The organism is Cupriavidus sp. USMAA2-4 (assembly GCF_001854305.1).
GTDB lineage: Bacteria > Pseudomonadota > Gammaproteobacteria > Burkholderiales > Burkholderiaceae > Cupriavidus > Cupriavidus malaysiensis.
The window spans coordinates 1631636-1655073 of record NZ_CP017749.1 but is presented as its reverse complement, the minus strand read 5'-3'; the positions used below and the strand labels follow the sequence as shown (position 1 = coordinate 1655073).

Genomic DNA, 23438 nt, shown 5'->3' with positions numbered 1-23438 from the left:
CACACCCCCGCGCGCTGGCTGCAGATCGCCAGCGCGCCGCGCCGGCGCTGAGCCCACGCAAGATCGTTCAAGACCGGCGCCACGCCCCGGCGTAGCCTTGGCTTCATCCATCCCCCACCAAGGAGAAGCCCATGTCCCACACCGAAAACTCCGCCCAAGCCCCCGCCACGCGCGGCCAAGGCATCGCCATCCCCCTGCTGGACAAGGCCCGCCGCATCGACGGGCACTGGCAACCGCGCGTAGTCGCCGAGATGAACGACTACCAGTTCAAGGTCGTGAAGATCGAAGGCGACTTCGTCTGGCACCAGCACGCCGACACCGACGAAACCTTCATCGTGCTGGAAGGCGAACTGCGCATCGACCTGCGCGACGGCAACCTGCTGCTGCGCGCCGGTGAGATGGCCGTGATACCGAAAGGCGTGGAACACAAACCGTACGCCGCGGCCGAGGTCAAGCTGTTGCTGATCGAACCGCGCGGCGTGCTGAATACGGGTGACGAAGGCGGCGAGCGCACGGCAGCCAACGACATCTGGATCTGAACCACCGGACGCCCGCGCCGAGCCACCAAGATCCCACGAGGGCCGCCCACAAGCGGCCCTTGCGCCTTGCCGCTCAGATCATCGCTTGCACGCGGCTGACTGCCTCATCCAGCTGCGCCTTCAGCGGTGCCAGCAGGCAATGGATGCCCACGGTATCCATGTCGGCCTCCTCATCGGCCTCCTCATCGGCCTCCAGCAAGCGCAGCACCGCCGCGAGGCCGGCGCTGACGCGCCATAGCTCCACGCAGCCCTGCTGGGTCACGTCGAGGATGGTGTTGCTGAGGGCGCCAAGCTCGTAGGCGAGTTCCTGGGCGCGGAGGCTGTCCTTGGCGCTGGTGTTGGCGGGGTAGGTCAGCGCGATCAGGTCGGCGATGAGGGGAGATTGGCGGGTGATGGCGAATTGGTGCGCCGGGGATTCGAGAAGAGTGGATTGCTCAGCGCAAGGAGTACGAGCGGACATGGCGCCTCCGTGGAACTCGGTTGGTCGGGTCCTGGATCTTTCGAGTTTCCACTCTCGATCGCCGTTGTTTGCGGCGAGTTGGGGAGTGTGGGCGCGACGCTGACTGCTGTCAATCAGCCACTTCTGACGCGAGCTTCGTCCTGCGTTGATAGCCGAAAGAGGCCCTATTGTTGGGAAGCGGCTCGCTAGAAGACGCTGCTTTGATGACCGCTTCCGACCCTTTTCGGCCGTTCGATAGCATTGGATTGGGCGGTCGGCTTGGCCTATTGTCGTCAGCCGCGATGTACTGCGGCAGATCCAACGCGCAGCGTGATTGCCAATTTACTTGGCGTCCCGCAAGGCTTTCTCCCATGCCGGGGCATCCTCGGCGAGTTCGCGATAGCAATCAAGATTCGCCAGTTGTCGGCCACTGGGAATGTCGACTAGCCTACACGCCATGTTGAAGTGCAACGATCCAGTCTCATAGGCGACCTGTTTTCCCTTCTCCCAAAACACCCATCTCCACACAAATGGATCTCCTTGGATTCGACGGATAACATGCCTCCGCTTGGCGATAACCAAGGTGGAGGGGTAGCTCTGACCGTCCGCCAACGGATAGCTTTCTGTCCAACCTTCAAGGCCCTTCGGCCCCGCCCGATGCGCTGATTCGACGGGCTTGTCTGCCCGCGATGCCTGAGCCAATGCAGCGCCTGCCAACAAGAGCATGCCGATCATGGCAAGCCTTCTGCCTGTGCATTGCATGATTGATGAGAGCGATTTGGGGTAGCTCAGTCTAGCGGATGTTCAGGCGCTGGACTCAACTAGAGGGATACCGGAACGGCCGCTTCTGGCCGATTTCCCACATACGCTTCCGTCATGAGAATGGCGGGGGACAAGGCCTCCGCCTCCACAGGAAAGGTCTACCCAAACAAGGACAGGTTCTGTGCAGAAACATCAGAGCGACCGTGCGTGGACAGCAATAAGGCCGGCATGGCGAGACAGGGCCAACCTGTGGTAAGGAGACCTGGCCTTTCGCCCGGCCGCCATGCCTTTGACCTTATTGTTCACTGCCCCCTAGAAGGACGATGTGAGGCTCGATACCTTGCGGTCGCTGGGAATGGCAGGAAGCAGAAGGTAGCTGTCGTACTTACCCCCGGTGTGCAGCGTCTGCTGACCAGCGAAGAGTTTCGCGTCACGTCCCTCGTGCATGAACGGCGCGGAGCCGCGGAAAACTCCGGTGGCCAGATGAGGGAATGCAAAGTCCTGCCCCTGTACGGTTAGGGCGAGAGTGTAGCCAGGAGGAACTACTACGCTGGTAGGCCAAATCTCGACGTCCGCCGCATACGGCTCCCCGGGTTCCACGTGCATTGGTTGAACGTGTGAGTGATAAGGCCTCCCCAGCTGACTTTTCTCGGTGTTCAACTCGCGATGCGACAGGCGCAACCATCCTTGGGCAACGGGCACTGCAGGGGCGTTCGCTCCCTCGAACGTGACGTCCTTGCCGTTCGGGTCAAGCAACCGAAGCGTGACGAATAAGTCTGCATCTGCTGTTGACGAACTCACCCAGAGGCGTGCCATGAGTGGTCCGGTGAACTCACGAGGCTCACTGCTTGCCGGAAGTTTGAAGGTGACGCCGTCAGATGTAGCTTGATAGCTGACCGTAGTAGCACCGCCGGGCTGCGTTGCGTTGAGAGACAAGTCGTCTGCTTGGAGGTACCAGCGCTCGAAGCGCGTATCGGGCAGTGGCCAAGCCGTCTCGCCCCGCACCTTGTTCCCTTCGACTGGATTCCGCACTGTCACGACGACTGGCGGCTCATTCTTGAAGGCCGATGAGTCGCCCTTCAGAAAGCGGTCAAAGAAGGACTTCTGGAGTTCAAAGTTTCGGTAAAACGCAGAAAAGTGGTCTCCAGAATGAAGCCTCAACCATTTGTCCTTCGAAGCGATGCCCTTGAAACCCTCAATGTTGCCGCGAAGGTGGAGACCAGCGCCGGCCCAGTTGCCGGCGGACAGCGTCGGGATGCTTATTCGCGAGAGGTTCGGGCTCCGCTGCGCGTAGTAGGTGCCGTCAAAAGGTCGCGCAAGCGTGTCATTCAGTAAGGGGGTGCGGCTACTCTCAAGGGCCGCTTGCGAAATCGCTTCGCCGACGGCCGGGCCACCGGTCACAGCGTCACGAAATGCCGAATTGCCGTTTCCATGTTGGTTTGGCAAAACTTGACCTGCCGTCCACATCTTTGTGAACATCGTCGATGCAATGCCACCGTGGTACGACATCTCTCGGTATGAGTCCGACGAACCTTCCCACGGAATAATGGCGGCGAGCCCCTTTGGCTGGAGAGCTGCGACTTGCCACTGGTTGATCGCATAATAGGAAATGCCGAGCAGCCCTACCTTTCCGGTGGACCAGGGCTGTGATGCAGCCCATTCGATAAGTTCCCTGTAGTCCTGCGTCTCGCGAGCACCGAGCGGGTCCAGATACCCCGCGGTCTTGCCCGATCCACGCGAGTCGGCGTGAATGACGACATAACCTGCCGGAACCCACCGCTCTGGGTCCGGCATTTCCCAGCGCATGAACGCGCATGTCGACGCAGTGCACAGGTCAGGTACCTTGGCAGAGACTTTCTGCCATGCATCGCGGTAGGGCTCGGCTGTTTGCCAGGCGACGTCCTTGCCGTAAAGGCCGTGCGTCACGATGACCGGATACCGGCCTGGCGCTTCCGGGCGAAACACGTTGATGCGTAGCGTGTTGCCATCACTCATCGCAACGCCGCGATTGTACTCAAACACAACTCCACGTTGTGGAAATGGCTTGTCCTCGCCGGCGAGACTCGCCGGAGGCCGAATGTTGCTTTGCGACTCAACTGCGATCGCGAACTGCCCAGACAGGCAGGCAGCACCCACTACAGCGGCGATGAACTTAGCGCCGGGGCGCCTAGGCAAAAGAGCTGCCTTGTCTGTTCGGGAAAAGAAGGTTGTCATGCTGTCTCCTTAACGCACTAAACTATGCGTTAGATGATTAAAGCACTGAAGTGTGCTTTAATCAAGAGATGACGACCAGAACTCCGACTTCGCCAACCGAGGCGCCACCTTCCAAAAAGCACCGTATTGGCGGACGCAGTGCTCGCGTGCTTGAGCAAGTAGTTGAGGCCGTGGCGGCTGAACTGAGGGAGGGCGGCCTTGCCAGCTTCTCGGTACCTCGAGTCGCACAGCGCGCTGGGGTGCATACAGCGACTATCTATCGGCGGTGGCCAACCAAGGCCGAGTTGCTCGCGTTCGCGACCGGAAGGTTAGCTGCCGAAGCCCTGCCAGTTCCAGACACGGGATCGCTGCGAGGTGACTTACTCGCTATTCTTCGAGACGTTCGTGACTTCCTTGATGCCCCCGTCGGGGAGATGATGGTGGCCGCAGCATTTGGTGTGGGAAACACACCTGAGTTGCAGAAGATGTTGCGCCTTTATTGGAGCGAGCGGGTCGCAGATAGACGCGCGATGTTTGCTAGAGCACGCCTTCGTGGCGAAATTTGGCCAGAGGACGACCCTGAAGAGTTAATTGAACGTGCTATTGGGCCGGTGTACGTTCGCCGTTTTATTAGTCGGCGCCCGGTTGACGACGGGTTCATCGAACGGACTGTCGACAGCGTCCTAGCTTTTGTCGGCCAACGCTAGCCGAACGGTTGGAGTGGTCGCATGGATGCTTGTTAAGCGACGCGGGAAGGCGTGGTATCCAGGTAGGATTAAGTAGTCTATTTGCAGATCAGACCACTGAGGTAGTTCGACTATCCCCTCCAACTGGAAAAATCTCGGTTGAGCAAGCATATGTAACAACTCTTGATGGGGTCAATCGCCTTACGGCGATCACCTTTTCGCGACGTCAATCACGTAGTCTGGGCGGGTGATCTGTGGCCATTGTTCGAGCGCGGTGGGCTCAATGCCCTGCCCAAGGATGGCTGCGACCTCGTCGGGGCTGTAGATGCGGTTTTCGAGCATGGTGTCGGGCCTGTCAGAAATTTTGTGTTTAGGGCATAACATGTCGCTAAGGAAATGGAATGGACGCCTCCCACCTGTGGGCGATGGAGGACAGTAGTGGGGGAAGTGGCTAGCCACAGACCTCCGGCTGTGCCCATCAGGAGATCATGTAGGTCTCGACAGGCAAACCGGGAGATCCGAGATGAAGCCAATTCCAGTTGGAATCGACATCGCCAAGAATGTCTTTCAGGTGCACCACGTGGACCAGGACACTGGCGTGATCGTGAATAAGCCGATCCCCCGGGCGAAGTTCCTTGAATACTTCGCCAACCGCGCGCCTTGCCTGATAGGCATGGAGGCGTGTGGAGGCTCTCACCACTGGGCGAGACAACTCACAGGGATGGGTCATCAGGTAAGGCTAATGCCGGCGGAGTTCGTCAAAGCATTCAATATTCGCAACAAGAACGACGCCGCGGATGCTCGAGCGATCTGGCTGGCGGTGCAGCAGCCAGGTAAGGCGATCGCCGTAAAGACTGAAATGCAACAAGCCATGCTCGCACTGCACCGATCGCGCGAGCAGTTAGTGAAGTTCCGCACAATGCAGATCAACTGCCTGCGGGGGCTGCTGACCGAATACGGCCAAGTGATGGGGAAAGGCCGCTTGGCCTTGGACAAGGCAATGCCCGATGTACTCGCCCGAGTGGCCAACCGCTTGCCAGCAGTACTGATTGACACGTTACGTGAGCAGTGGAACGGGCTCACGAAGCTGGATAAGCAAATTGCCACAATCGAGCGAAGGCTGCGCGAATGGAAGCAGGAGGATCGCGCCGTGAAGGCCATCAGCGAAATCCCAGGCGTCGGGCTACTGACGGCCACGGCGGCTGTTGCAATGATTGGCGACGCAAAGGCATTCAGATCGGGCCGTGAGTTTGCCGCGTGGGCCGGACTGGTGCCGAAGCAGACTGGCTCTGGCGGTAGAGTCAATCTGCATGGGATCAGCAAACGCGGTGACACCTATCTGCGCACGTTGTTGATTCACGGCGCTCGTAGCGTCTTGCAACATGCGAAGGCATCAGGACCGTGGGTCGAGCAAATGAGCAAACGGCGACCGCCGAATGTGGTAATCGTCGCGTTGGCCAACAAAATGGCGCGCACGATTTGGGCGGTATTGGCCCATGGCCGGTCATATCAAAAAGGGCACGTGAGCGTAGCGCCTGTATGAACGGCTCATTAGATCACATGCATAGATAGCTTGTAGAGCGGAAGGTTGCGTTGGCAATCGAGCGTGATGGCGCGACAGGTCGGACCAGGACTCGCTAAACCTGAATACATGTACGAGCTCCAAGCTCGCCAAGGAAATGAGGTGCGAGTCAGCGGATTCCATAGGGGCCCGCAGCACAGAAATCGCTGCAGTAAGGCCGGATATAAAGCTGCGAACCGTTCCTGCCATACCTGATGCTCGAAAAACTAGCGCAAACGGGAGGCGGGCTGGTGGTGTCGCCGTGCTGCACCGTGGCGATTGAGAAGCTAAACCCAGCTAGGATTCGACGACTCCTTTAGACATGTTCGGTGTTCACGGCGTTGGCGGACTGGTGGGCGCGTACTCACGACGGTGTTCGCTCTCCCCGCGCTAGTATCGATAAATAATGGCATGGCGTTCACAATTCATAAAATTAAAAACCACAATGGTGATTCATTGGAATCAAAATTTATGTCGAAGCGCCACGCGCAGCATTAACTGGTTTTGATTCGATGAAATACTGCTCGCGGACGTCACCTGTGCGAAGTCCAACACAGTACCAGTCGAGTCTCCACCAACGCGCTGGTAGGCACCCTGCACGTAGATGTCCGTCCGCTTCGAGAAGTTGTAGTCCGCCATTAGGCCAACCGTCTGATAGGTCGGATGCTGCACGCCCGTCGTCACATTGAGGTTTGCTCGTGTGTAGACGTAAATGGCACCAACGAACAGCGCGGGGGTGAGTTGATATTTCGCGTTCAGCTCGAAGTTCTGGAATCGCAGCGACGCCGCCGGCCCTGAAGGCGGAGTAATTGCGCCAGAATACGCGTTGCCGAGCGGTTCGATGACCTCGGTATTGGTATACGAAAAGCCCAGCGTGGTCGCACCAAACGCGTAGTTGGCACCCGCGCCGAAGATTCTCAGCCGTGTGCCAATAAAGTTGGCGTCCCCGGCATTGTTGAGCGCCCCGCCGGCGGTCGCCGACGGGTTGTCCGTTTGCTGATAGGCCGCGGCAATCAGCAACCCGCCATGCGCATACTGACCGCCGAAGCTGTAGTGCCGATTGTTTGCGAAGTCTGTGCTATTGCTAAAGCCGTACATACCAGCGAACTGGAAACCGCCGAACGTCGGGCTCGTGTACTTCACCGAGTTATTGACGCGGAACGAATTGTCGGTGTTGTCGTTATCGTACACGTGCGAAAACATGAAGCCGGCCCAATTCCCGTTCGCGGTAGTCTGCGCAACGTAGTCCACTATCGCGTCGTACTGGCGTCCCAGCGTGACCGCCCCGATGCTGTCGTTTCGCAAGCCGACATAAGCCTGCCGACCAAACAACAGCCCACCCTGGCCCAAGCGACCCGTACTCACGTTGAAGCCGTTTTCTAACTGGAAGACCGCCTTTGTCCCACCACCGAGATCCTCAACCCCTTTGAAACCCCACCGGCTGCCTTGAGCGAAGCCGCTCTGCAGCTCAAACAAGCTATGTCCATCAACATTGTTCGTGTAGTTGATACCCTCATCAACCACACCATAGATCGTCACCGCACTCTGCGCCATTGCCGGAATGGAAATGGCAAATAATATTGATCCAATGATTTTATTTCTCATTATCTCTTCCTTATTTTTTTCGAGGCATGCTGGCGCAGCACCTGGCATCCGGCGCTGTCTGCTGGCAAATCAGAATGCATGTCCCCCGGGCGGCCGCTCGTGGTGAAGCTGTTGGTGGCCACATCAACTACCACGGTGATACCCATTGCTTCGCCGAGTCGAAGATTACGAATCCGCTATGCCCCATGAAAATTGAAATTGCGGCATAGGGCGTACTGCAGCGGAATGCGTCATTTCATTCACGATGCCAAACTGCCCGGAAACCCTTGTCGGCAATTGGTCAGCGTAGCGCGGTAGCGATCGATACTCTCGAGGGGGTTCCGGTTACGATGTGGGTAATCCCTAGGCGCTCCCATCCGATACCGCGCGCGTGCAGGCTGATTTTCCCCAAGCCGCTGGCCGGATTGCTCGGACTACAACTCGGCGTGGTCGGCTGGCAAGATCAGCGCCTGCGGCACGTTCGCTTTACTGCCAACGTAGAAGTAGATCACGGCTGGAACAACCAGACCAACGATCCAGGATATGTCGACACCACCGAGCGCCTCCACCCATGCACCGGTGTAGAAGCTGGTCGCAATGAAGGGCATTTGCACCGCTACACCCAACACATAGACCGTCATGCCCCTGGCATTCCAGCGACCATAGCGGCCGTCCGGGTTGAAGAGCGCTGGCACGTCGTAGCGCTCCTTGGTGACAAAGTAGTAGTCGACCAGGTTGATGGCGCTCCAAGGAGTAAGGAACGCAAGGAGGAACAACAAGAAGGCGGAGAACTTCTTGAGAAAGTCATGCTCCCCGGCCGCCAAAGCGAGCGCGGTCGAAAACCCAACCATGACCACGACGAAGAAGAATTTCGTACGGCCGGAGATGGTCCGTTGTCCACCAAGTCCGGTCAGGATGGCGGCGACCGACATGACGCTCCCATACGCATTCAACGTGGTGATCGTGAGTTTGCCCAAGACGATCGTCAGGTAGAGCAAAATGGCCGCTACCCCAGTTGCGCCCAGGTCGACGATGAAGCTCACCTCATGTCCGGCGAACTGGTTGCCCGCCAACGCCGCAGCAAAGACACCGAAGACCATGGAGATCTGCGAACCCAGCACCGAACCAATGCCCACCGCTAGGAATGTCCTGAAAGCCGAGGTCGAGCGAGGCAGATAGCGCGAGTAGTCGGCGACATATGGTCCGTAGGCAATCTGCCATGAGGCGGAAAGGGAAACCGCCAGCAGGAAGTGCCCCACATCGAAGCTGCGATTCTGTAGCAACGCGCCAACGTCCTGCCCTTTGAGTAGGCTGGCGAACAAGTACAGGAACGCCACAACGCCAATCACGCTGGAGACTCGCCCCATGAAATGAATGGTGCGATAGCCGAATGTGGCGAGCATGATCACCAGGCCCGAGAACAGCAGAATCGCGCTGGCGTTGCTTATACCCATCAGATGGCTGAGCGCTTGGCCGGACAGAACCATGCCCCCCGCTGAGAAGCCTACATACATGATGCAGACAAGCACCAGGGGCACAATCGCACCGTAGACGCCGAACTGGACTCGACTGGAGATCATCTGCGGGAGCCCGAGTTGAGGTCCTTGCGCGCCATGGAGCGCCATCACTGCGCCGCCCAGGATCTGTCCAATCAGGAGGCCAATGAGGGACCAGAACACATCGCCGCCAAGCACCACTGCCAGTGCACCCGTTACCACAGCGGTGATCTGAAGATTGGCGCCAAGCCACAAGGTAAACTGACTGGCCAGGCTGCCATGCCTTTCCGATTCCGGGATGTAGTCAATCGAGCGGCGTTCAATGAGCCGGGAGGAAGTCGGGCCTGACGTTACGCCTGAGGTTAGGTCCCGACCTGAGGGTGAGATTGCGGAGGATTCCGCGCCGAATTTCGAAGCGTCCATCTTTGTCTCCTGCGTAGAGGCTTACCTAGCTGTCTCAGTCGACCGCTGGCAGTCTATTTCTTTTGGTGCTGATCAGATGTTCGGAGGTTAGCGCCGCTTTTGCTTGCTGATGTTGGCAGCTAGGACACATAGGATCTCGAACATCAACGTGGCAGCGACCAAAGCCGTATTGCCAGTTGGGTCAAACGGAGGCGACACTTCAACCACATCACCTCCGATGAGATTCAGGCCCCGTAGTCCACGAATCATGTGCTGGGCCTCGATCGTTGTCAGTCCACCGATTTCCGGTGTGCCAGTTCCGGGCGCGTACACGGGATCCAGTGCATCGACATCGAAGGTCACATACGTGCGGCCGTTTCCAACTACGCGCCAGGCTTCCTGGATCACGGCATCGACACCCATCGACCGAAATTCATCCATGTCGATGACTCGAATGCCCTGACGTTCACCCCAATCATTCTCACTGTCGTTGTACAACGCCCCACGAATACCGATTTGTATGGTCCGCTTCGGATCCAGCAATCCCTCCTCGATTGCCCGCCGAAAGGGGGTGCCATGTGTGTAAAGGTTATCGCCAAAATAACGATTCCACGTATCTGTATGCGCGTCAAAGTGCACCATACCAACGGGCCCATCCTTTGCAAGCGCCCGCAAGATCGGCAACGTTACCAGGTGATCTCCACCCACCGATAGCGGCGCAATATCAGCCTTGCATACTACGTCGTAGAATGCGGTGATCCGATTTATCGAATCAATCAAATCCACCGGATTGACGGGTGTATCCCCTAGGTCCGCGCAATTGCAGATCTCGAATGGTTTGATGCCGCTGCTTCGATTGACATTGCGCACCATCGTCGAGATATCACGCACCTGACGAGGGCCATGTCGCGCGCCCGGACGATTGGTGGTACCACCATCCCATGGCACCCCGATCAACCCGATATCCACGTCTGGAATGTTCTCATCCTTCAGGCCGATATGCGGCAGCCGCATCAATGTGGCCAAGCCTGCATAACGCGGCGTCACCGTGCCGGTGACCGGCGCAAACATATTTTCTTCCATGAGTAAGGTCCTCGCGGTTAGTACGACTGGACCGGCGCTCCGATGCTGTAGTCCGGCCCTCAGTCAAAGTCGTCCATTTAGTCTTGCACGCGAGTGCCACATGTTGAATCAGAACTTCTCGAACTTTAGTTTTGGATTCCTCGAACCTTCCCAATCTGCCATTCATGGTCGGCGGGCGTGCTAGGCTGTCCGTGCGATACGACGTAAGCTGTAGGAGCCACTAGTGCAAGCCCACGGAGTGCGGAAGGAGGGGTATTGGTATGATCAGAATGACCGACGTCGATCTACGGTTGTTGCGCATATTCAAAACGGTTGCTGATTTGAAAGGTTTCTCAGCAGCGGAATCTGCACTCAATATGAATCTGTCCACCATAAGCTCCCACATGACGGATCTCGAAAAGCGACTAGGCCTAAGGCTATGCGAGCGCGGTCGGCGGGGCTTCCATCTGACCGAAGAGGGCCATTCTGTTTATCAGGCGGCCGAGAGCTTGCTGAACTCAGTGGAAGAATTCCGCGCGGACATCGGCGCCATACGTCATGAGATTAGCGGCGAGTTAGCAATTGGCGTTGTAGATAACACCATCACCGACGTGCAGGCAAAAATTACGGGTGCGATCCGCACCGTCAAGAAAAAAGGCGGCGATCTCTTTTTGAAGATGGAGATAAAGTCCCCGGACGAGATTGAGGCTGCGGTGCTTGAGCGAAAAATACATGTTGGCATCGGACCCTTCCGAATTATGCATCCCGGTTTGATGTACCTGCCACTCTACACAGAGAATCTGCGTCTTTACTGTAGCCATCTCCACCCTCTTTTCAAATCGGCTCCGAATGACATCAACACGGAGGATTTACAGAAGCTGGATTATGTTGCGAGGGGTTATATGCGCGAATCCAAGGAGCTGAGCGCCGCTAGCAACTTTAAAGTTGCGGCCACCGTCTATCACATGGAAGCCGTCGCGACCCTCGTTTTGTCAGGAAACTTTATCGGCTTCCTTCCAGAGCATTATGCCTTGCAGTGGGTCGAGCAAGACCTGATGCGAGCGATACATCCCGCGTCTCTGAGCCACAGCGCCGAATTCTCGCTTGCGTTGCTAAGAGGTCGTGAACAGACGATGGCTGTCCGAGTATTTGTAGATGCGTTGCAATCTTCTTTGCAGCCAACTCGACGTATGTCAACGTAGCTCTCGCATTTGTGACCCCGAGTTCGACGGTTTCGCGCGCAAACTGTTGATGCCGAAAGCAGCGTTTTTTCCCATGGCGACGTTTGCGAGGGAAGACCATTGGGGAACTCCCTCGGGGCATTCACGAATGCGGCTGGTAGCCAAAGTCCGGGTCGCGAGAGGCGACATCTTTCGCACAGTTTCAACGGCGGATGCCGCTTAGTCTCTAGCTTCAAGTGCAACACCTTGAATCAAGTAAGGTGTTGCGATGAGGAAGTACAAGCATCTGAGCGCGGAGGAACGCGCGGTCATCATGATCGAACAGCGGAAAGGCAGTTGCACAAGGGCCATCGCGCGCCTGCTCGGGCGAAGCGCCTCGACCGTTTCGCGCGAACTGACGCGCAACGGCGATATGTCCGCGCTGCCCTACGATGCAACGCAGGCGGCGTCGGCATACCGCGTTCGTCGTCAAGGTTGCGGCCGTCGGCGCAAGCTGCTTGCCGGCAGTACGTTGTATCAACATGTGCATGACCGGCTGGTCTATTGGCGCTGGTTGCCGCAGCAGATTGCTGCCAGACTTCGTCGTATGCATCCCGATGACCCCGATCAACGTGTCAGCCACGAAACGATATACGCTCACCCGCGAGGTGGACTCAAGCAAGCGATGGTAGAAACATTGCGCCAGGAAAAGCCCGTGCGCGGTGTCCGGCGTACCACGCTTGCCGGCGGCGGATTCGTGCCCGAGGCGCTGCGCATCGTTCACCGGCCCGAAGAGATTGCGTTGCGGCAATTGCCGGGCCATTGGGAAGGCGACCTCATCAAAGGTGCATTCAACCGTTCGGCGGTGGGCACGTTGGTTGAGCGCAAGACGCGCTTCGTGGTGCTGTGTCGCATGGACTGCTGCACGGCTCAAGATGCCCTGGAGGACTTCACACGGCAAATGAAGAAGCTGCCGGCCTTTCTGCGCGAGAGCCTGACCTACGATCGCGGATAGGAAATGACCTGCCATGTCGAGCTCTCCCGGCGATTGAATCTCGATATCTGGTTTGCTGATCCCCATGCGCCGTGGCAGCGCGGCAGCAACGAGAACACCAACGGTTTGCTGCGTCAGTTTCTGCCCAAAGGCGTCGACCTATCGGCAGTGACGCAGACCCAGCTCAATGACATCGCTAAATTGCTCAACGGCCGACCTCGCCAGACCCTCGGCTGGGATACGCCCGAGGAAGCAATGGCCAAGGAGCTGGAACTCAATGGATTTGCTGAGCGTTGCACTTGACTCTTGAGACCGCCGGTCCATTGTGTCGCTTGAATATGACGATCTCGTCCAGCCGGCCACCGCGTGCTTCAATCATTCAGTGCATCGCAGCTTCATAATCCCACATAGGAACAATCACCGGCCGGCTTGTGCGTGCGTTGGAAAACACTGGTAACCACGCGATGCAGGCCGAGGGATGCTGCGTGGTCTGACAAATAAGGCGAAGCGCGAAGTCGCCTTCAATCGCCGGTCCGTGGTGTACATCGGACGTCCGAACGTCCTTGTAGCGGAGCGACCGAACGATGCCTACTGGCCGAAGTCGGTCTCCGCCTCTGACAAACAAACAGCTGGACATCGGCAATTTGGCTATTCGACCGCTCCCAGCATCCACTCAGAACGACCAGCCAGAACGAGCACTGAGCAGCCTGTCATCCCAAAAGGAATGCCCTCTGGCTTTGACGTCATGAAGTTCATGAACTACCATGACCTCATGACCAGCGTAAAACGCCCCTCTCGGAAAAGCCCCAAGCGCCACACATCGAGCGCCCTACCCGCCGCAGCGCCAAGCCCGCGCGACACACGCTCGGGTACGCGCCTTACGCGCCAAGCAGATCTCGCAGCTTCGCCCGCGGCGAACAAAGGGCAGCCCCAATTCGAAGAGGAGAATTCGCCGTTCGAAGCAACTTCATCCAAGCCCTATCCGACGTACAACCAACCACCTCGCGCCACCATCCTCCACGCGCACGAGCCGTTCGCCAGCACCGCCCCGCTCGCAAACAGTGAGCGCGAGTTCGACGAACTGCTCGGCAAGATGGTGCGCATCCTCGCCAACACAGGCCGCCTGAACGCAGTCGCCGTCCGCGCCGTGGCAGACCTGGCCGCTGCCGCCGGGATACCGCGAGGAGAGACGGGCAGCTACTCAGCCCCTCTGCCGGTTAGCAAGCCATCCGATCTGGCTCACCCGCTGGATTCCGCCCGAGAACGCGGGCGGCTCGCAGCCATCCGGGAGTGGGAGAGCCCGACCAATCTGCCACTGAAGGAAGCCGCCGCACTGGCCGGCCGCTCCGACCGCATGCTGAACCTCGACCGCCAGGCCGGCCGCGTGTACGCGTTGGTCCTGCCCGGACGCGAGCGCGGGTTCCGCTACCCGTCGTGGCAATTGACTGTCGATGGCAACCGACTCGCGGCAGCATTGGGGCCTTTCGTGGAAGCCGGTGCCAGTTGCTGGGTCATCCACAACTTCATGCACCGCCCGCAAGACGCCCTGCAAGGCCTCACGCCGGCGCAGTGGGTTGCGGACCCCGTGCGCCCCATCGCAGCCGTGGTACAGATGGTGCAGGCGCGCTATCGGGACGAACAGGGCGCCGCGTGAGTTACACGCCGGAGGCGTTGGGCTGTCCATTGCCGCCTGCCGATCTGGACGGGCGACCGCTCTCGCGCGTCACGCTCGACCTTGCGCTGGCCCGCTCTGGCGGATCCATCGCGCGCATCTTGGGCCTATCCACTACAACCGGCGCGCGGCTGGCGCTACGCCCTATCGATTCGACGCGGCCGGTGGTGAGTTCGGCGTTCTCTATGCCTCGCCGAGTTTCGCCGCTTGCATGGCTGAGGCGGTGAGCTTCGACACAAGAAGATCCCGACTGCCAACTCTAGAACCGCCTTAAAAAAATACCCCCGCCAAAGGCGGGGGCACACTATCGCAACAGTCCACTTCCCGTCGATCCGAACCGCCTCATCAGCGCCCCGGTCCCCACGCCAGGCGGACGACGGACAACCAGTGCAAACACCACGCACTGGCCGCCCTCCATCCTCCCGGACAACGACGGCAACTGGATGCCGAGGCGATCAGAACCGCTTGTCAAACGACAACTTCCCTTGCACGTCGCTGCCGCCGAAGTAGTAGACCCCCAGCCCCACCTGCATATCGCTGGCCAGGCGGTAGTTCAGCGCACCCTTCACGCTGAACTGCGTCTGCCCGAAGCCCGGGTTGCGCACCGAGAAGCTAGCGTTTTCCGTGGCGACGCTGGCCATCACCGAATGGTCGCGTCGGCTGTCGCGGATGACCTTGACGCCGGTGTCGAAGCCGAAGCGGTCGGTCAGGTTGCCGCTCAGGCCCACGCCCAGTACGAAGGCGGTGCCGCTTTGCTTCATCTGCTGCACGGACAGCGCGTCGGACGGCGAGGCGGCGTTGACTTCGGTGAAACCGCTGGTGCGGACCGAGTACGGGGCGACTTCCAGCGTGGTCTGCAGGCGCAGCTTGCTGCCGTTGTACACGTGGGCCAGGCCGATGGCGCCCAGCCAGGCGTCGGACGAGACGCCGTCGGCCTTGGCGGATCCGTTGCCGGTCTGGCGGTTCATGTCGCTGCGGTAGTAGCTGAACGCGGCGCGGGCCAGTGCGTGCAGTCCCAGCCCGCCGGGCAGTTCGGTGGCGGCCGACAGTGAGCCGGTGACGCCGTTGGACCTGCCGTTCAGGTAGTTGCTGCTGGTGGAGACGTCGTTGACCACCACGTTGGCCTTCCATACCGTGCTCTTCACCACGCCGGTGTAGCTGCCTTGCAGGCCGTCGGTCTTCAGCGCATAGGAGGCATAGCCGCCGTTGTCGGCATTGCGGCGGCCGCCGAACACGCTGGCGTCGACGCCTTGCTGCGTCCTGCCGATATCGCCGGCGATGTCCGTGCCGGGCGAGAAGAACAGGGCTTGCTTGCCTTGTTCGGTCAGGCTGGTGTAGGCCTCGGGCGAGAACTTGGCGAACACGGTCTCGGTGCTGCCGCCGGCCGCGAGCGTGGTGACCAGGCGGTCGAGCAGGCTGCCGCCGTTGAACTGCTTGACGTTGCCGGCCGAGTTGACCTGCAGTCCGCTCAAGATGGCGTTCTCGTTGCCGTTCTTCACCACGGCTTGGTAGAAGCCGCTGTAGCCGCCGCTGCCCAGGCCGATCACGCTGCCGGTGCCCAGGCTGAACAGGGCTTCTTGTCCGTAGTTCTTCTGCACGGTGGAGAAGGCGCCGGTCAGCTGCCCCGGGGTGTAGGAGAACAGCGGGATCACTTCACCGAACGCGACATCCGCGCCGCCGTTGTAGTTGGCGATGTTGAGCGTGGTGCCGTTCTGGATCTTGAGCGCGCCGGTCACCTTGACCTGGTCGAAGTCCGTGCCGGCCACCCGGTTGAAGGCGGCGTTGGCGATTTCCATCTTGCTGGTGGAACCGCTGCCCAGGGTCAGGTTCTCCACCTGCAGGCGGCCGGGGGAGTTACCCGGGGACAGCAGCGCGTTGGCGCCCATCGTCACGTTGCCCGACAGCGAGCCGTTGCCGGACAGGACGCCGCCGATGATTTCCGTGTTGGAGGCGGTGACCGTGCCCAGGACCGAGTGGTCGGTGGCATTGCCGAGGTGCAGCGTCGGGACCGCGTCCGCGTTGTTCGAGACCACGGAGATGGTGTTGGCGGCCAGCGAGCCTTGCACGTCCAGCTTGGCACTGTCGTTGACGTTGACGGTGCCGGCGCTGACGTTGGCTTGCGTGTTCACCGTGAGCAGCGCGTTCGAGTTGAGCGCGATGGTGCTTGCCTTGGCGGTGCCGCCGGAGGCCACCGACAGCATGGCGCCCTGGTTCAGCTGGATCAGCGGGAAGGACAGCGTGCTGCCCGAGGTGACCGTCGCGGAGACGGTGCCGGTGCTGCTGCCAAGCGTGAAGGCGCTGTTGGTATCGGTCGACGCCAGCGTGTTGCTGACGTTGAAGCTGCCGCCGCGCACGTCGAAGATGCCGGAGCCGGTCACCGTGCCGGAGAAGTCGCCGCCTTGCTGGACGGTCAGGCGGTTCGAGCCCAGGTCGATGTTGCCGGCGCCGCTCAGCGCGTTGATGCTCTCGTTCCCGCTGACCAGCTTCAGGGTGCCGACCGTGCCCTGCTTGCTGTTGACGGCCACGTTCATCGTCTGGCTGAGGATGGAGTCGCCATCGAGCGCGACCGTGCCTTGGTTGATGACCAGGGTGCCGCCGAGGTTGACGGCGCCGGCCGGGCTGCCCGCCGCACGGGTCAGCGTGAGCGTGCCGGTGCCTTCCTTCACCACGGAGCCGGCGCCGACGATGGCGCCCGCGTACCGGGAGTCACCCGACTGCGCCAGGTGCAGCACGCTGCCCGACTGCACGTTGACGACACCCGAGGCGTTGCCGGCCAGACCGGCCGTGGCGACGGTGCGATCGCCAGCCACGTTGACGGTGCCGTTGTTGGTCACCGTGCCGGTGCTCGCCAGGTTGGCATTCAGGTTGGTGGTGCCGTTGTTCGTCACCGACGCTACGGTTTGTACCGCATTGACGTTGAAGGTGCCGCTGTTCGTCACCGCGCCGATGGTATCGGCCGTGCCTGCCGTGAAGGTGGCGCCGCTGGCGATCTTCACCGCGCCGGTATCGGCCAGGGTGCCGCCGCCGGTGGTGTCCAGCGTCCCTGCGTTCACCAGGGTGCCACCCAGGTTGGTGCTGGCTCCCGTCAGCATCAGCGTGCCGGCGCCGTTCTTGGCGAAGGCGCCGTTGCCGGTGAAGGTGCCGGCGAAGAGGGAGCTGCCGCTCTGGTCGATGGTGACCGTGTCGGCCGCGTTGGCCATGGCGAAGCTGCCGTTGCCGATCAGGGTCGGGGTGTGGATGGCCTGCGCACCGCTGACCGTCCAGCTGCCGTTGTTCAGCACGCTGCCCGCGCTCAAGCCGCTCGATTGCGTAACCGCTGCTCCGCTGTTGTTCGCTACGGCTGCCGCGGTCTGTGCCGCATTGATATGGAAGGTGCCGTAGTTGTTCACCGCGCCGATGGTATCGGCCGTGCCCGCTGTGAAGGTGGCGCCGCTGGCGATCGTTACCGCGCCGGTGTCGGCCAGGGTGCCGCCGCCGGTGGTGTCGAGCGTGCCCGCGCTCACCAGGGTGCCGCCGGTGTAGGTATTGGCGCCGGTCAGCGTCAACGTTCCCGCGCCGAGCTTTTCCAGCCCGCCGTTGCCGGCGAGGGTGCCCGCATAGGTGCTGGCCCCGCTCTGGGTCAGGTGCAGCACGTCGGTGGCCTGCGCCAGGTTGATCACGCCCGAGGCGCTGCCGGCCAGGCCGGTCGTCGCCACGGAGCGGTCGCCGGAGACATTGACGGTGCCGTTGTTGGTCACCGCGCCCGCGCTCGCCAGGTCGGCGTTCAGGTTGGTGGTGCCGTCGTTGGCCACCGACGCCACGGCCTGCACCGCATTGACGTTGAAGGTGCCGTGGTTGGTCACCGCGCCGATGATATCGGCCGTGCCCGCCGTGAAGGTGGCGCCGCTGGCGATCGTCACCGCCCCGGTGTCGGCCAGGGTGCCGCCGCCGGTGGTGTCCAACGTGCCGGCGTTCACCAGGGTGCCGCCCAGGTTGGTGCTGGCTCCGGTCAGCGTCAGCGTGCCGGCGCCGTCCTTGGCGAAGGCGCCGTTGCCGGTGAAGGTGCCGGCGAAGGTGGAATTGCCGCTCTGGTCGATGGTGGCCGTGTCGGCCGCGTTGGCCATGGCGAAGCTGCCGTTGCCGGTCAGGGTCGGGGTGTGGATGGCCTGCGCGCCGCTGACCGTCCAGTTGCCGTTGTTCACCACGCTGGCCGCGGTTACGTCGCCCGATTGCACCACGGTGGCGGTGGCGTTGTTGGCCACTGCCCCGGTCACCGCCAGCGTGCCGGCCGTGGCGAAGGTCGCGCCGGCATTGTTGGTCACGCTTTGCATGGTGCCGCCGTCGACCAGCGAGATCACGCCGCGGTTGCTGACATCGCCCGCCGTCAGCGCGCCGCCGGCCACCATCTGGCCGCCGGCCTTGACGTCGACGGTGGTCATCGTTTCGGCGCCGCCGAGGACCAGGGTGCCGCCGTTGATGGTGACGCTGCCGCCTGCGGACTGCATCAGGTGGCCGAGATTGGCGTGGTCATCGATGGTCGAGACCAGGCCGCCGTTCAGGACGAAGGCGCTGAGCTGGTTCTGGCCGGTCAGGTAGAGCGTGCCGTTGTAGCCGGCGGCGCCGACGTTCAGGCCGCCGTTGGCGATGTTGCCGGACAGGTAGGCGGTGTAGCGCGCATCGGGGGAGATATTGCCCTGGCTGCCGAGGTACTGGCCGTAGACGGCGACATTGCCCTGGTTGCCGGCCAGGTCGATATTGTTCTGGAAGCGCACCGCGCCCTGGCTGTATTCCGAGCCGAACACCAGCGTCGAGTTCGCCGACAGGTAGGAGCTGCCCCATTGCAGGGTCTGGCTCGTGCCGGACGGCGTCAGGCCGAGCGCCACCGTGATGCCGGCGGAAGTGCCGGCGGCGAAGCCACCGGCACCATTCCAGATGAACTGTCCGGGCACGGCCGAGCCGGCGCGCTGGGTCACGTCCGAGCTCAGCAGCAGGGTGCCGGCGTTGCTGGTGGTGAGGCCGGACGCCAGGTTGCCGGCGCCGTTGAAGACGACGCTGCTGGCCGCGTTGATGCCCACGCCCAGGTCTGCCTGCAGCGTGCCGCCCGTCAGGATGGTCTTGCCGGAGTAGGTGTTGTTGCCGACCAGCTGCACCAGGCCGCCGCCGCCGATCTGCAGGTCGGCGCCAGCGCCGGGGGCATAGCCGCCGCTGCCGATGCTGGCCGAGCTGTCGTCGGCGATCTGGCCCTCGATGCGGATGGTATTGCCGACGCCGGGCGCCAGCAGCACATTGGAGCCCTTCATCATGAAGATGTCCGAGCCCGCGGCCTGGCCGGCCTGCCCGCCGTTGTTGCTGGAGCCGGCGAGCACGGTGTTGTCGCGGAACAGCACATTGCCCGTCAGCGTCAGGCTGCCGCCCGAGCGCACGAAGATGGCGCCGCCGTAGCCCGAACCGCCACCGCCGCCGGTGCCGTCGCCATCGCTGCCCACGCCGCCGCCGAAGCCGGCCTTGCCGCCGGCGCCGGCGCTGCCGTCGGCCGCGTTCCCGGTGCCGCCGCCCAGCCCGGCTGCGCCGCCCGAGCCGCCGCCGGCACCGAAGCCACCGGCGCCACCGGCGCCGCCGTCACCGCCATTGCCGCCGTCGGTGATGCTGAGCGCGCCGGTGCCGCCATTGCCGCCGGCACCGCCGGCGCCGCCGCCATAGAAGGTGGACCCGTTGCCGCCGCCGCCACCGGTGCCGCCGTCGCCGCCACGCCCGGCGGTGCCGTTGGCGAGGTCGACGCCCCATTGCGCCAGGTTGGCGATGGCGACGCCGAGATCGACATAGGACTTGGCCGCTGCCGCGACGTGCGCCGCGGACAAGGCTGCCGCGGGCGGGAAGGTGGCGAGCGCCGCCGCTGCCTCCGAGGTATTGGTGACGGCGTCGACGGTGGCGCTGATGACGGCCTCGGTCATCTCGTAGTTGAAGGGGATGCCGTTGCTGCCGGAGCCCGCATTGCCGCCCTTGCCGCCCGCCGCGCCGTTGCCGCTCTTGCCGGAACCGCCGTTGGTGCCGCTGCGCCCTTCGCCATCGGTCACGTAGACGATGGCCTGCGGGCCGGACACGCCGTTGCCGCCGTTGGCGCCCACGGTACCGGTGGCAGCGATATTGTTGAGCGAGCCGCCCACGCTGTAGGGCGAGCTGGCGAGGAAGCCGGTGACGGTCGCGCCCGGGGTCAGGTTATTGCTGAGGGTGACCACATTGCCGCTGATGCTGGTGATGGTGGTGCCGTCGGGGATGCCCGAGCCGCTCACCTGCATGCCGACCTGAAGGCCCGACGTGCTGGTCAGCGTGAGGCTGCGCGCGCCTTGCGCGGTGATGCTCTGGACGATCAGCGCGGTCGGGTTGCCGGTGAGCGCATTGCTCAGCGTCACCACGCCCGACGCCGGGTCGATGGCGACCACGGTGGTATTGGGCGGAATGCCCGTGCCCGTCACCACCGAGCCGACCTTCAGGTGGCTGTCCACCGCCGTCAGCTGGATGGTCGACTGGCCGACCGTGGTCGCCGGCAGGCTGGCCGAGAACTGCAGGGCCGACGAGGAGATCGCCTGCGACAGCGTGACCTGGTTGCCGTTGATGGCGACGATCTTGGTCCCGGCCGGGATGCCGTCGCCGGTGAGCGTCATGCCGACCGACAGGCCTAGGCCGGTCGCCGGCAGGGTCAGGACCTGCCCGCCGCCGGAAACGGCGAACTGCGAGGCGGAGAACTGCGTGACGTTGACCAGGCTGAGCGACTGGCTGCCGCTGACGGTGACGGCGTTGCTCAGCGTGATGCCGGTAACGGCGTTGTTCTGGTCGCGCGTCACGTTGGTGATGGTCGTGCCGGCGGGGATGCCGGTGCCCAGCACCGACATGCCGACCGCGACATCCGAGATGGCCAGTGCGCCGAAGTTCGCCGAACTGATGACGTTGGTGCCCGCGGCCAGCTGTGCGCTGGTCAACGACTTGATCGACTGGCTATCGACGGCGACGGGCTGCGCGAAGGTGACGGCGTTGCCGCTGACGCTGGAGATGGTGGTGGTGTTGGACCCGGTGCCGCCGACGCTGACCACCTCGCCGGCCTGGACCAGCGGGTTGGCCGCGCTCATGGTCGCGCCCGTCACCATGATGGTGCCGTTGTTGTTCACCAGCGTCGGGGTCAGCTGGAACGCGGTCACCGACGACACGGAGGCGCTCTTGTCCGACAGCGCGATCGTCTGCGCGCTGACGCTGACGTCCGGCGTGCTGCCGCCGTCGCCGCCCCGGGCAACGTTCTGCACGAAGCTCACGTTGTTGAGGGTCAGGTTGGCGCCGCTGTTGACGAAGAACACGCCACCCAGGCCGCCGCCGCCGCCGCTGCCGGCGCCGCCCTGCGTCACGAAGTTGGTGAAGATGGCGTTGCTGGTGACCGCCGGGGCCGCCTGGCCGGCCACGCCGACCATCCAGCCGCCGGCGCCATTGCCGTCCACGATGCTCTGCGTGACGGCGTGCGCCCCGCCGGCCGACGTCAGCGCGATCGCGGCGAGCGTGCCGAGGCGCGCCGAGCGCGAGCGCCCAGGCTTGCCGCGTCCCCGGGCCGTTTCCGCAACGGCCACCCAGCTGCTCGAGGCAGCGTTCCAAACCAAACGAAATACGTGATTCAAAGATGGCCGTTTCATTGACGGAGCTCGGTAAAGTCGGAATGAGGTGCCAATGCTATGAAGCGGCCATCCCGCCGGAAAGCGCGCGTCTTTGCGCAACTGCATGCGGAGTTTGCTCAGGACAAACTTTTTTGGGCCCGCGCAGGGGTGCTTGACGGACGGCGAACCCGGCGCGGAACCGCGCCACGCAAGGCCGCCCGGCGGGACACGGGGCGGGCCCGCCGAGCCGGGCCGATATTGACGGACGACCACCCCTCAAGGTGGTCCAAATCCGGCCGATAACCCAGGTTGTCGCCAAGTACCACCCTGAACCGGCCAACGCCGCAGGGCGGTATTCCGCCTCCCCGGCGGGCATCTTTCCCCCACCCTGAACCCAGACCGAACACGGGAGTTGCCATGTCTAACGCTGTTGCACAGGCGCGCTGCGACGCTCTTGTGGGGCTGCGCATCCTGGTCGTCGACGACAATCCCGACGATCGCCGGCTGCTGGCGGAGTATCTCGGCGCCAAGGGCAGCCGCGTCTATCTCGCCGAGGACGGGCACGATGGCTTCAGGAAGGCACTGGCGATTCTTCCCGACCTGATCCTGCTGGATGTCGGCATGCCGGTCTGCGACGGCCTGACGGCGTCGCGGCTGCTGAAATCGGCACCCGACACGCGCGCGATCCCGATCATCTTCCTGACCGCGGCGGGGCGGCCGGCCGAGCGGGTCCAGGGTCTTCAGTCGGGCGCGATCGATTACATCGTCAAGCCCTTCGAGCTGAAAGAAGTGTCGCTGCGCCTGAGCATCCATGCGCGGGCGGGCCGCCACGGCCGGGAGGCCGATCCCAACCGGGATGCCGGCGCGGACACCGGCACGGCGGGCAGCAGCGCACTCGATGCGCACCTGTTCCGCGATGCGCGCCGCCATCTGCTGTCGCGGCTCCACGAGACGCCGGCGCTGCCGTCCCTGGCGAGCGCGCTCAGCACGAACGCCTTGCGCCTGAACCTGGCGTTCAAGCGCTGCGCGGGCGTGACGGTCCTGGATTTCCTCTTCGAGGCGCGCATGCAGTATGCCGCCAGCCTGCTGACCCGCACCACCATCGACATCCAGGCAGTCGCCAGCGCCACCGGGTACACGACCCGGCAGAACTTCTCGACGGCTTATCGCCGGCGCTTCGGCATGTCACCGAACGAATCCCGCCAGCAATATGTCGAGGCCGCCGCTGTCGAGGCGGTGCGGAACTGACCGTGCGGCGAGCTTTGCGAATCGGTC

15 protein-coding genes and 1 pseudogene are annotated in these 23438 nt (G+C 62.3%); 8 read left to right on the top strand and 8 right to left on the bottom strand.

The genetic code is table 11. The annotated features are described in order from the left end of the window. Window positions 1–131: 131 nt before the first annotated feature. The gene (locus BKK79_RS27450; protein ID WP_071039382.1) at window positions 132–539 is read left to right on the top strand and encodes a cupin domain-containing protein; all 408 of its coding nucleotides are present in this window, start codon (window positions 132–134) and stop codon (window positions 537–539) included. 73 nt (window positions 540–612) lie between these two features. Here the strand turns inward: BKK79_RS27450 and BKK79_RS27445 are convergent, their stop codons facing one another. The 3 genes from BKK79_RS27445 to BKK79_RS27440 form a co-directional block, all read right to left on the bottom strand. Beyond that, complete coding sequence (locus tag BKK79_RS27445) at window positions 613–999, bottom strand: DUF1484 family protein (RefSeq protein ID WP_071039381.1); 387 nt, start codon at window positions 997–999, stop codon at window positions 613–615. Window positions 1000–1320: 321 nt separating this feature from the next. Next, window positions 1321–1713, bottom strand: coding sequence for a hypothetical protein (locus tag BKK79_RS40600; RefSeq protein ID WP_157128528.1), 393 nt, complete (start codon window positions 1711–1713; stop codon window positions 1321–1323). A 339-nt stretch (window positions 1714–2052) separates the two neighbouring features. Continuing rightward, window positions 2053–3954, bottom strand: a complete 1902-nt coding sequence (locus BKK79_RS27440; RefSeq protein WP_198173412.1) for a CocE/NonD family hydrolase — start codon at window positions 3952–3954, stop codon at window positions 2053–2055. Window positions 3955–4022: 68 nt separating this feature from the next. Here BKK79_RS27440 and BKK79_RS42360 point away from each other — a divergent pair, with 68 nt between their 5' ends. Beyond that, complete coding sequence (locus BKK79_RS42360; protein ID WP_084085221.1) at window positions 4023–4640, top strand: TetR/AcrR family transcriptional regulator; 618 nt, start codon at window positions 4023–4025, stop codon at window positions 4638–4640. A gap of 189 nt (window positions 4641–4829) precedes the next feature. Here BKK79_RS42360 and BKK79_RS41995 read toward each other — a convergent pair whose 3' ends face one another. Beyond that, the gene (locus BKK79_RS41995; protein WP_257787600.1) at window positions 4830–4961 is read right to left on the bottom strand and encodes a hypothetical protein; all 132 of its coding nucleotides are present in this window, start codon (window positions 4959–4961) and stop codon (window positions 4830–4832) included. Window positions 4962–5142: 181 nt separating this feature from the next. Here BKK79_RS41995 and BKK79_RS27435 point away from each other — a divergent pair, with 181 nt between their 5' ends. After that, window positions 5143–6162: an IS110 family transposase gene (locus tag BKK79_RS27435; protein WP_071039379.1), complete on the top strand. Its 1020-nt coding sequence runs from the start codon at window positions 5143–5145 to the stop codon at window positions 6160–6162. Window positions 6163–6642: 480 nt separating this feature from the next. Here the strand turns inward: BKK79_RS27435 and BKK79_RS27430 are convergent, their stop codons facing one another. The 3 genes from BKK79_RS27430 to speB form a co-directional block, all read right to left on the bottom strand. Beyond that, a complete protein-coding gene (locus BKK79_RS27430; RefSeq protein ID WP_071039378.1) occupies window positions 6643–7785 on the bottom strand; it encodes a porin in 1143 nt (380 codons plus the stop codon). A gap of 413 nt (window positions 7786–8198) precedes the next feature. Next, complete coding sequence (locus BKK79_RS27425; RefSeq protein ID WP_084085219.1) at window positions 8199–9683, bottom strand: purine-cytosine permease family protein; 1485 nt, start codon at window positions 9681–9683, stop codon at window positions 8199–8201. Window positions 9684–9770: 87 nt separating this feature from the next. After that, window positions 9771–10745: an agmatinase gene (gene speB / locus BKK79_RS27420; protein WP_071039377.1), complete on the bottom strand. Its 975-nt coding sequence runs from the start codon at window positions 10743–10745 to the stop codon at window positions 9771–9773. Window positions 10746–11005: 260 nt separating this feature from the next. On the opposite strand from speB, the gene BKK79_RS27415 reads away from it, so the two are divergent. From BKK79_RS27415 to BKK79_RS39360, 4 genes and pseudogenes are all read left to right on the top strand, one after another. Beyond that, complete coding sequence (locus BKK79_RS27415; protein ID WP_071039376.1) at window positions 11006–11926, top strand: LysR family transcriptional regulator; 921 nt, start codon at window positions 11006–11008, stop codon at window positions 11924–11926. 247 nt (window positions 11927–12173) lie between these two features. Beyond that, window positions 12174–13181, top strand: a pseudogene (locus BKK79_RS27410) (IS30 family transposase). A gap of 175 nt (window positions 13182–13356) precedes the next feature. Further along, the gene (locus BKK79_RS39365; RefSeq protein WP_157128527.1) at window positions 13357–14532 is read left to right on the top strand and encodes a hypothetical protein; all 1176 of its coding nucleotides are present in this window, start codon (window positions 13357–13359) and stop codon (window positions 14530–14532) included. Beyond that, a complete protein-coding gene (locus BKK79_RS39360; protein ID WP_232346461.1) occupies window positions 14453–14824 on the top strand; it encodes an RES domain-containing protein in 372 nt (123 codons plus the stop codon). Before BKK79_RS39365 ends, BKK79_RS39360 begins: the two co-directional genes overlap by 80 nt. A 181-nt stretch (window positions 14825–15005) precedes the next feature. Here the strand turns inward: BKK79_RS39360 and BKK79_RS27400 are convergent, their stop codons facing one another. Beyond that, window positions 15006–22202, bottom strand: coding sequence for an autotransporter-associated beta strand repeat-containing protein (locus BKK79_RS27400; protein ID WP_442873297.1), 7197 nt, complete (start codon window positions 22200–22202; stop codon window positions 15006–15008). A 423-nt stretch (window positions 22203–22625) separates the two neighbouring features. Between BKK79_RS27400 and BKK79_RS27395 the strand changes: the two genes are divergently transcribed. After that, window positions 22626–23411 (top strand): response regulator transcription factor, encoded by a 786-nt coding sequence (locus tag BKK79_RS27395; protein ID WP_083384716.1) that lies wholly within the window; start codon window positions 22626–22628, stop codon window positions 23409–23411. Window positions 23412–23438 lie beyond the last annotated feature (27 nt).

What these genes read in the sequence shown, in the direction of transcription:
- BKK79_RS27445 (WP_071039381.1), bottom strand. Translation starts at nt 999, where the DNA reads ATGTCCGCTCGTACTCCTTGCGCTGAGCAATCCACTCTTCTCGAATCC.
- BKK79_RS27435 (WP_071039379.1), top strand. Translation starts at nt 5,143, where the DNA reads ATGAAGCCAATTCCAGTTGGAATCGACATCGCCAAGAATGTCTTTCAG.
- BKK79_RS40600 (WP_157128528.1), bottom strand. Translation starts at nt 1,713, where the DNA reads ATGATCGGCATGCTCTTGTTGGCAGGCGCTGCATTGGCTCAGGCATCG.
- BKK79_RS27430 (WP_071039378.1), bottom strand. Translation starts at nt 7,785, where the DNA reads ATGAGAAATAAAATCATTGGATCAATATTATTTGCCATTTCCATTCCG.
- BKK79_RS39365 (WP_157128527.1), top strand. Translation starts at nt 13,357, where the DNA reads ATGCTGCGTGGTCTGACAAATAAGGCGAAGCGCGAAGTCGCCTTCAAT.
- speB (WP_071039377.1), bottom strand. Translation starts at nt 10,745, where the DNA reads ATGGAAGAAAATATGTTTGCGCCGGTCACCGGCACGGTGACGCCGCGT.
- BKK79_RS27450 (WP_071039382.1), top strand. Translation starts at nt 132, where the DNA reads ATGTCCCACACCGAAAACTCCGCCCAAGCCCCCGCCACGCGCGGCCAA.
- BKK79_RS27415 (WP_071039376.1), top strand. Translation starts at nt 11,006, where the DNA reads ATGATCAGAATGACCGACGTCGATCTACGGTTGTTGCGCATATTCAAA.
- BKK79_RS42360 (WP_084085221.1), top strand. Translation starts at nt 4,023, where the DNA reads ATGACGACCAGAACTCCGACTTCGCCAACCGAGGCGCCACCTTCCAAA.
- BKK79_RS27425 (WP_084085219.1), bottom strand. Translation starts at nt 9,683, where the DNA reads ATGGACGCTTCGAAATTCGGCGCGGAATCCTCCGCAATCTCACCCTCA.
- BKK79_RS27400 (WP_442873297.1), bottom strand. Translation starts at nt 22,202, where the DNA reads ATGAAACGGCCATCTTTGAATCACGTATTTCGTTTGGTTTGGAACGCT.
- BKK79_RS27440 (WP_198173412.1), bottom strand. Translation starts at nt 3,954, where the DNA reads ATGACAACCTTCTTTTCCCGAACAGACAAGGCAGCTCTTTTGCCTAGG.
- BKK79_RS41995 (WP_257787600.1), bottom strand. Translation starts at nt 4,961, where the DNA reads ATGCTCGAAAACCGCATCTACAGCCCCGACGAGGTCGCAGCCATCCTT.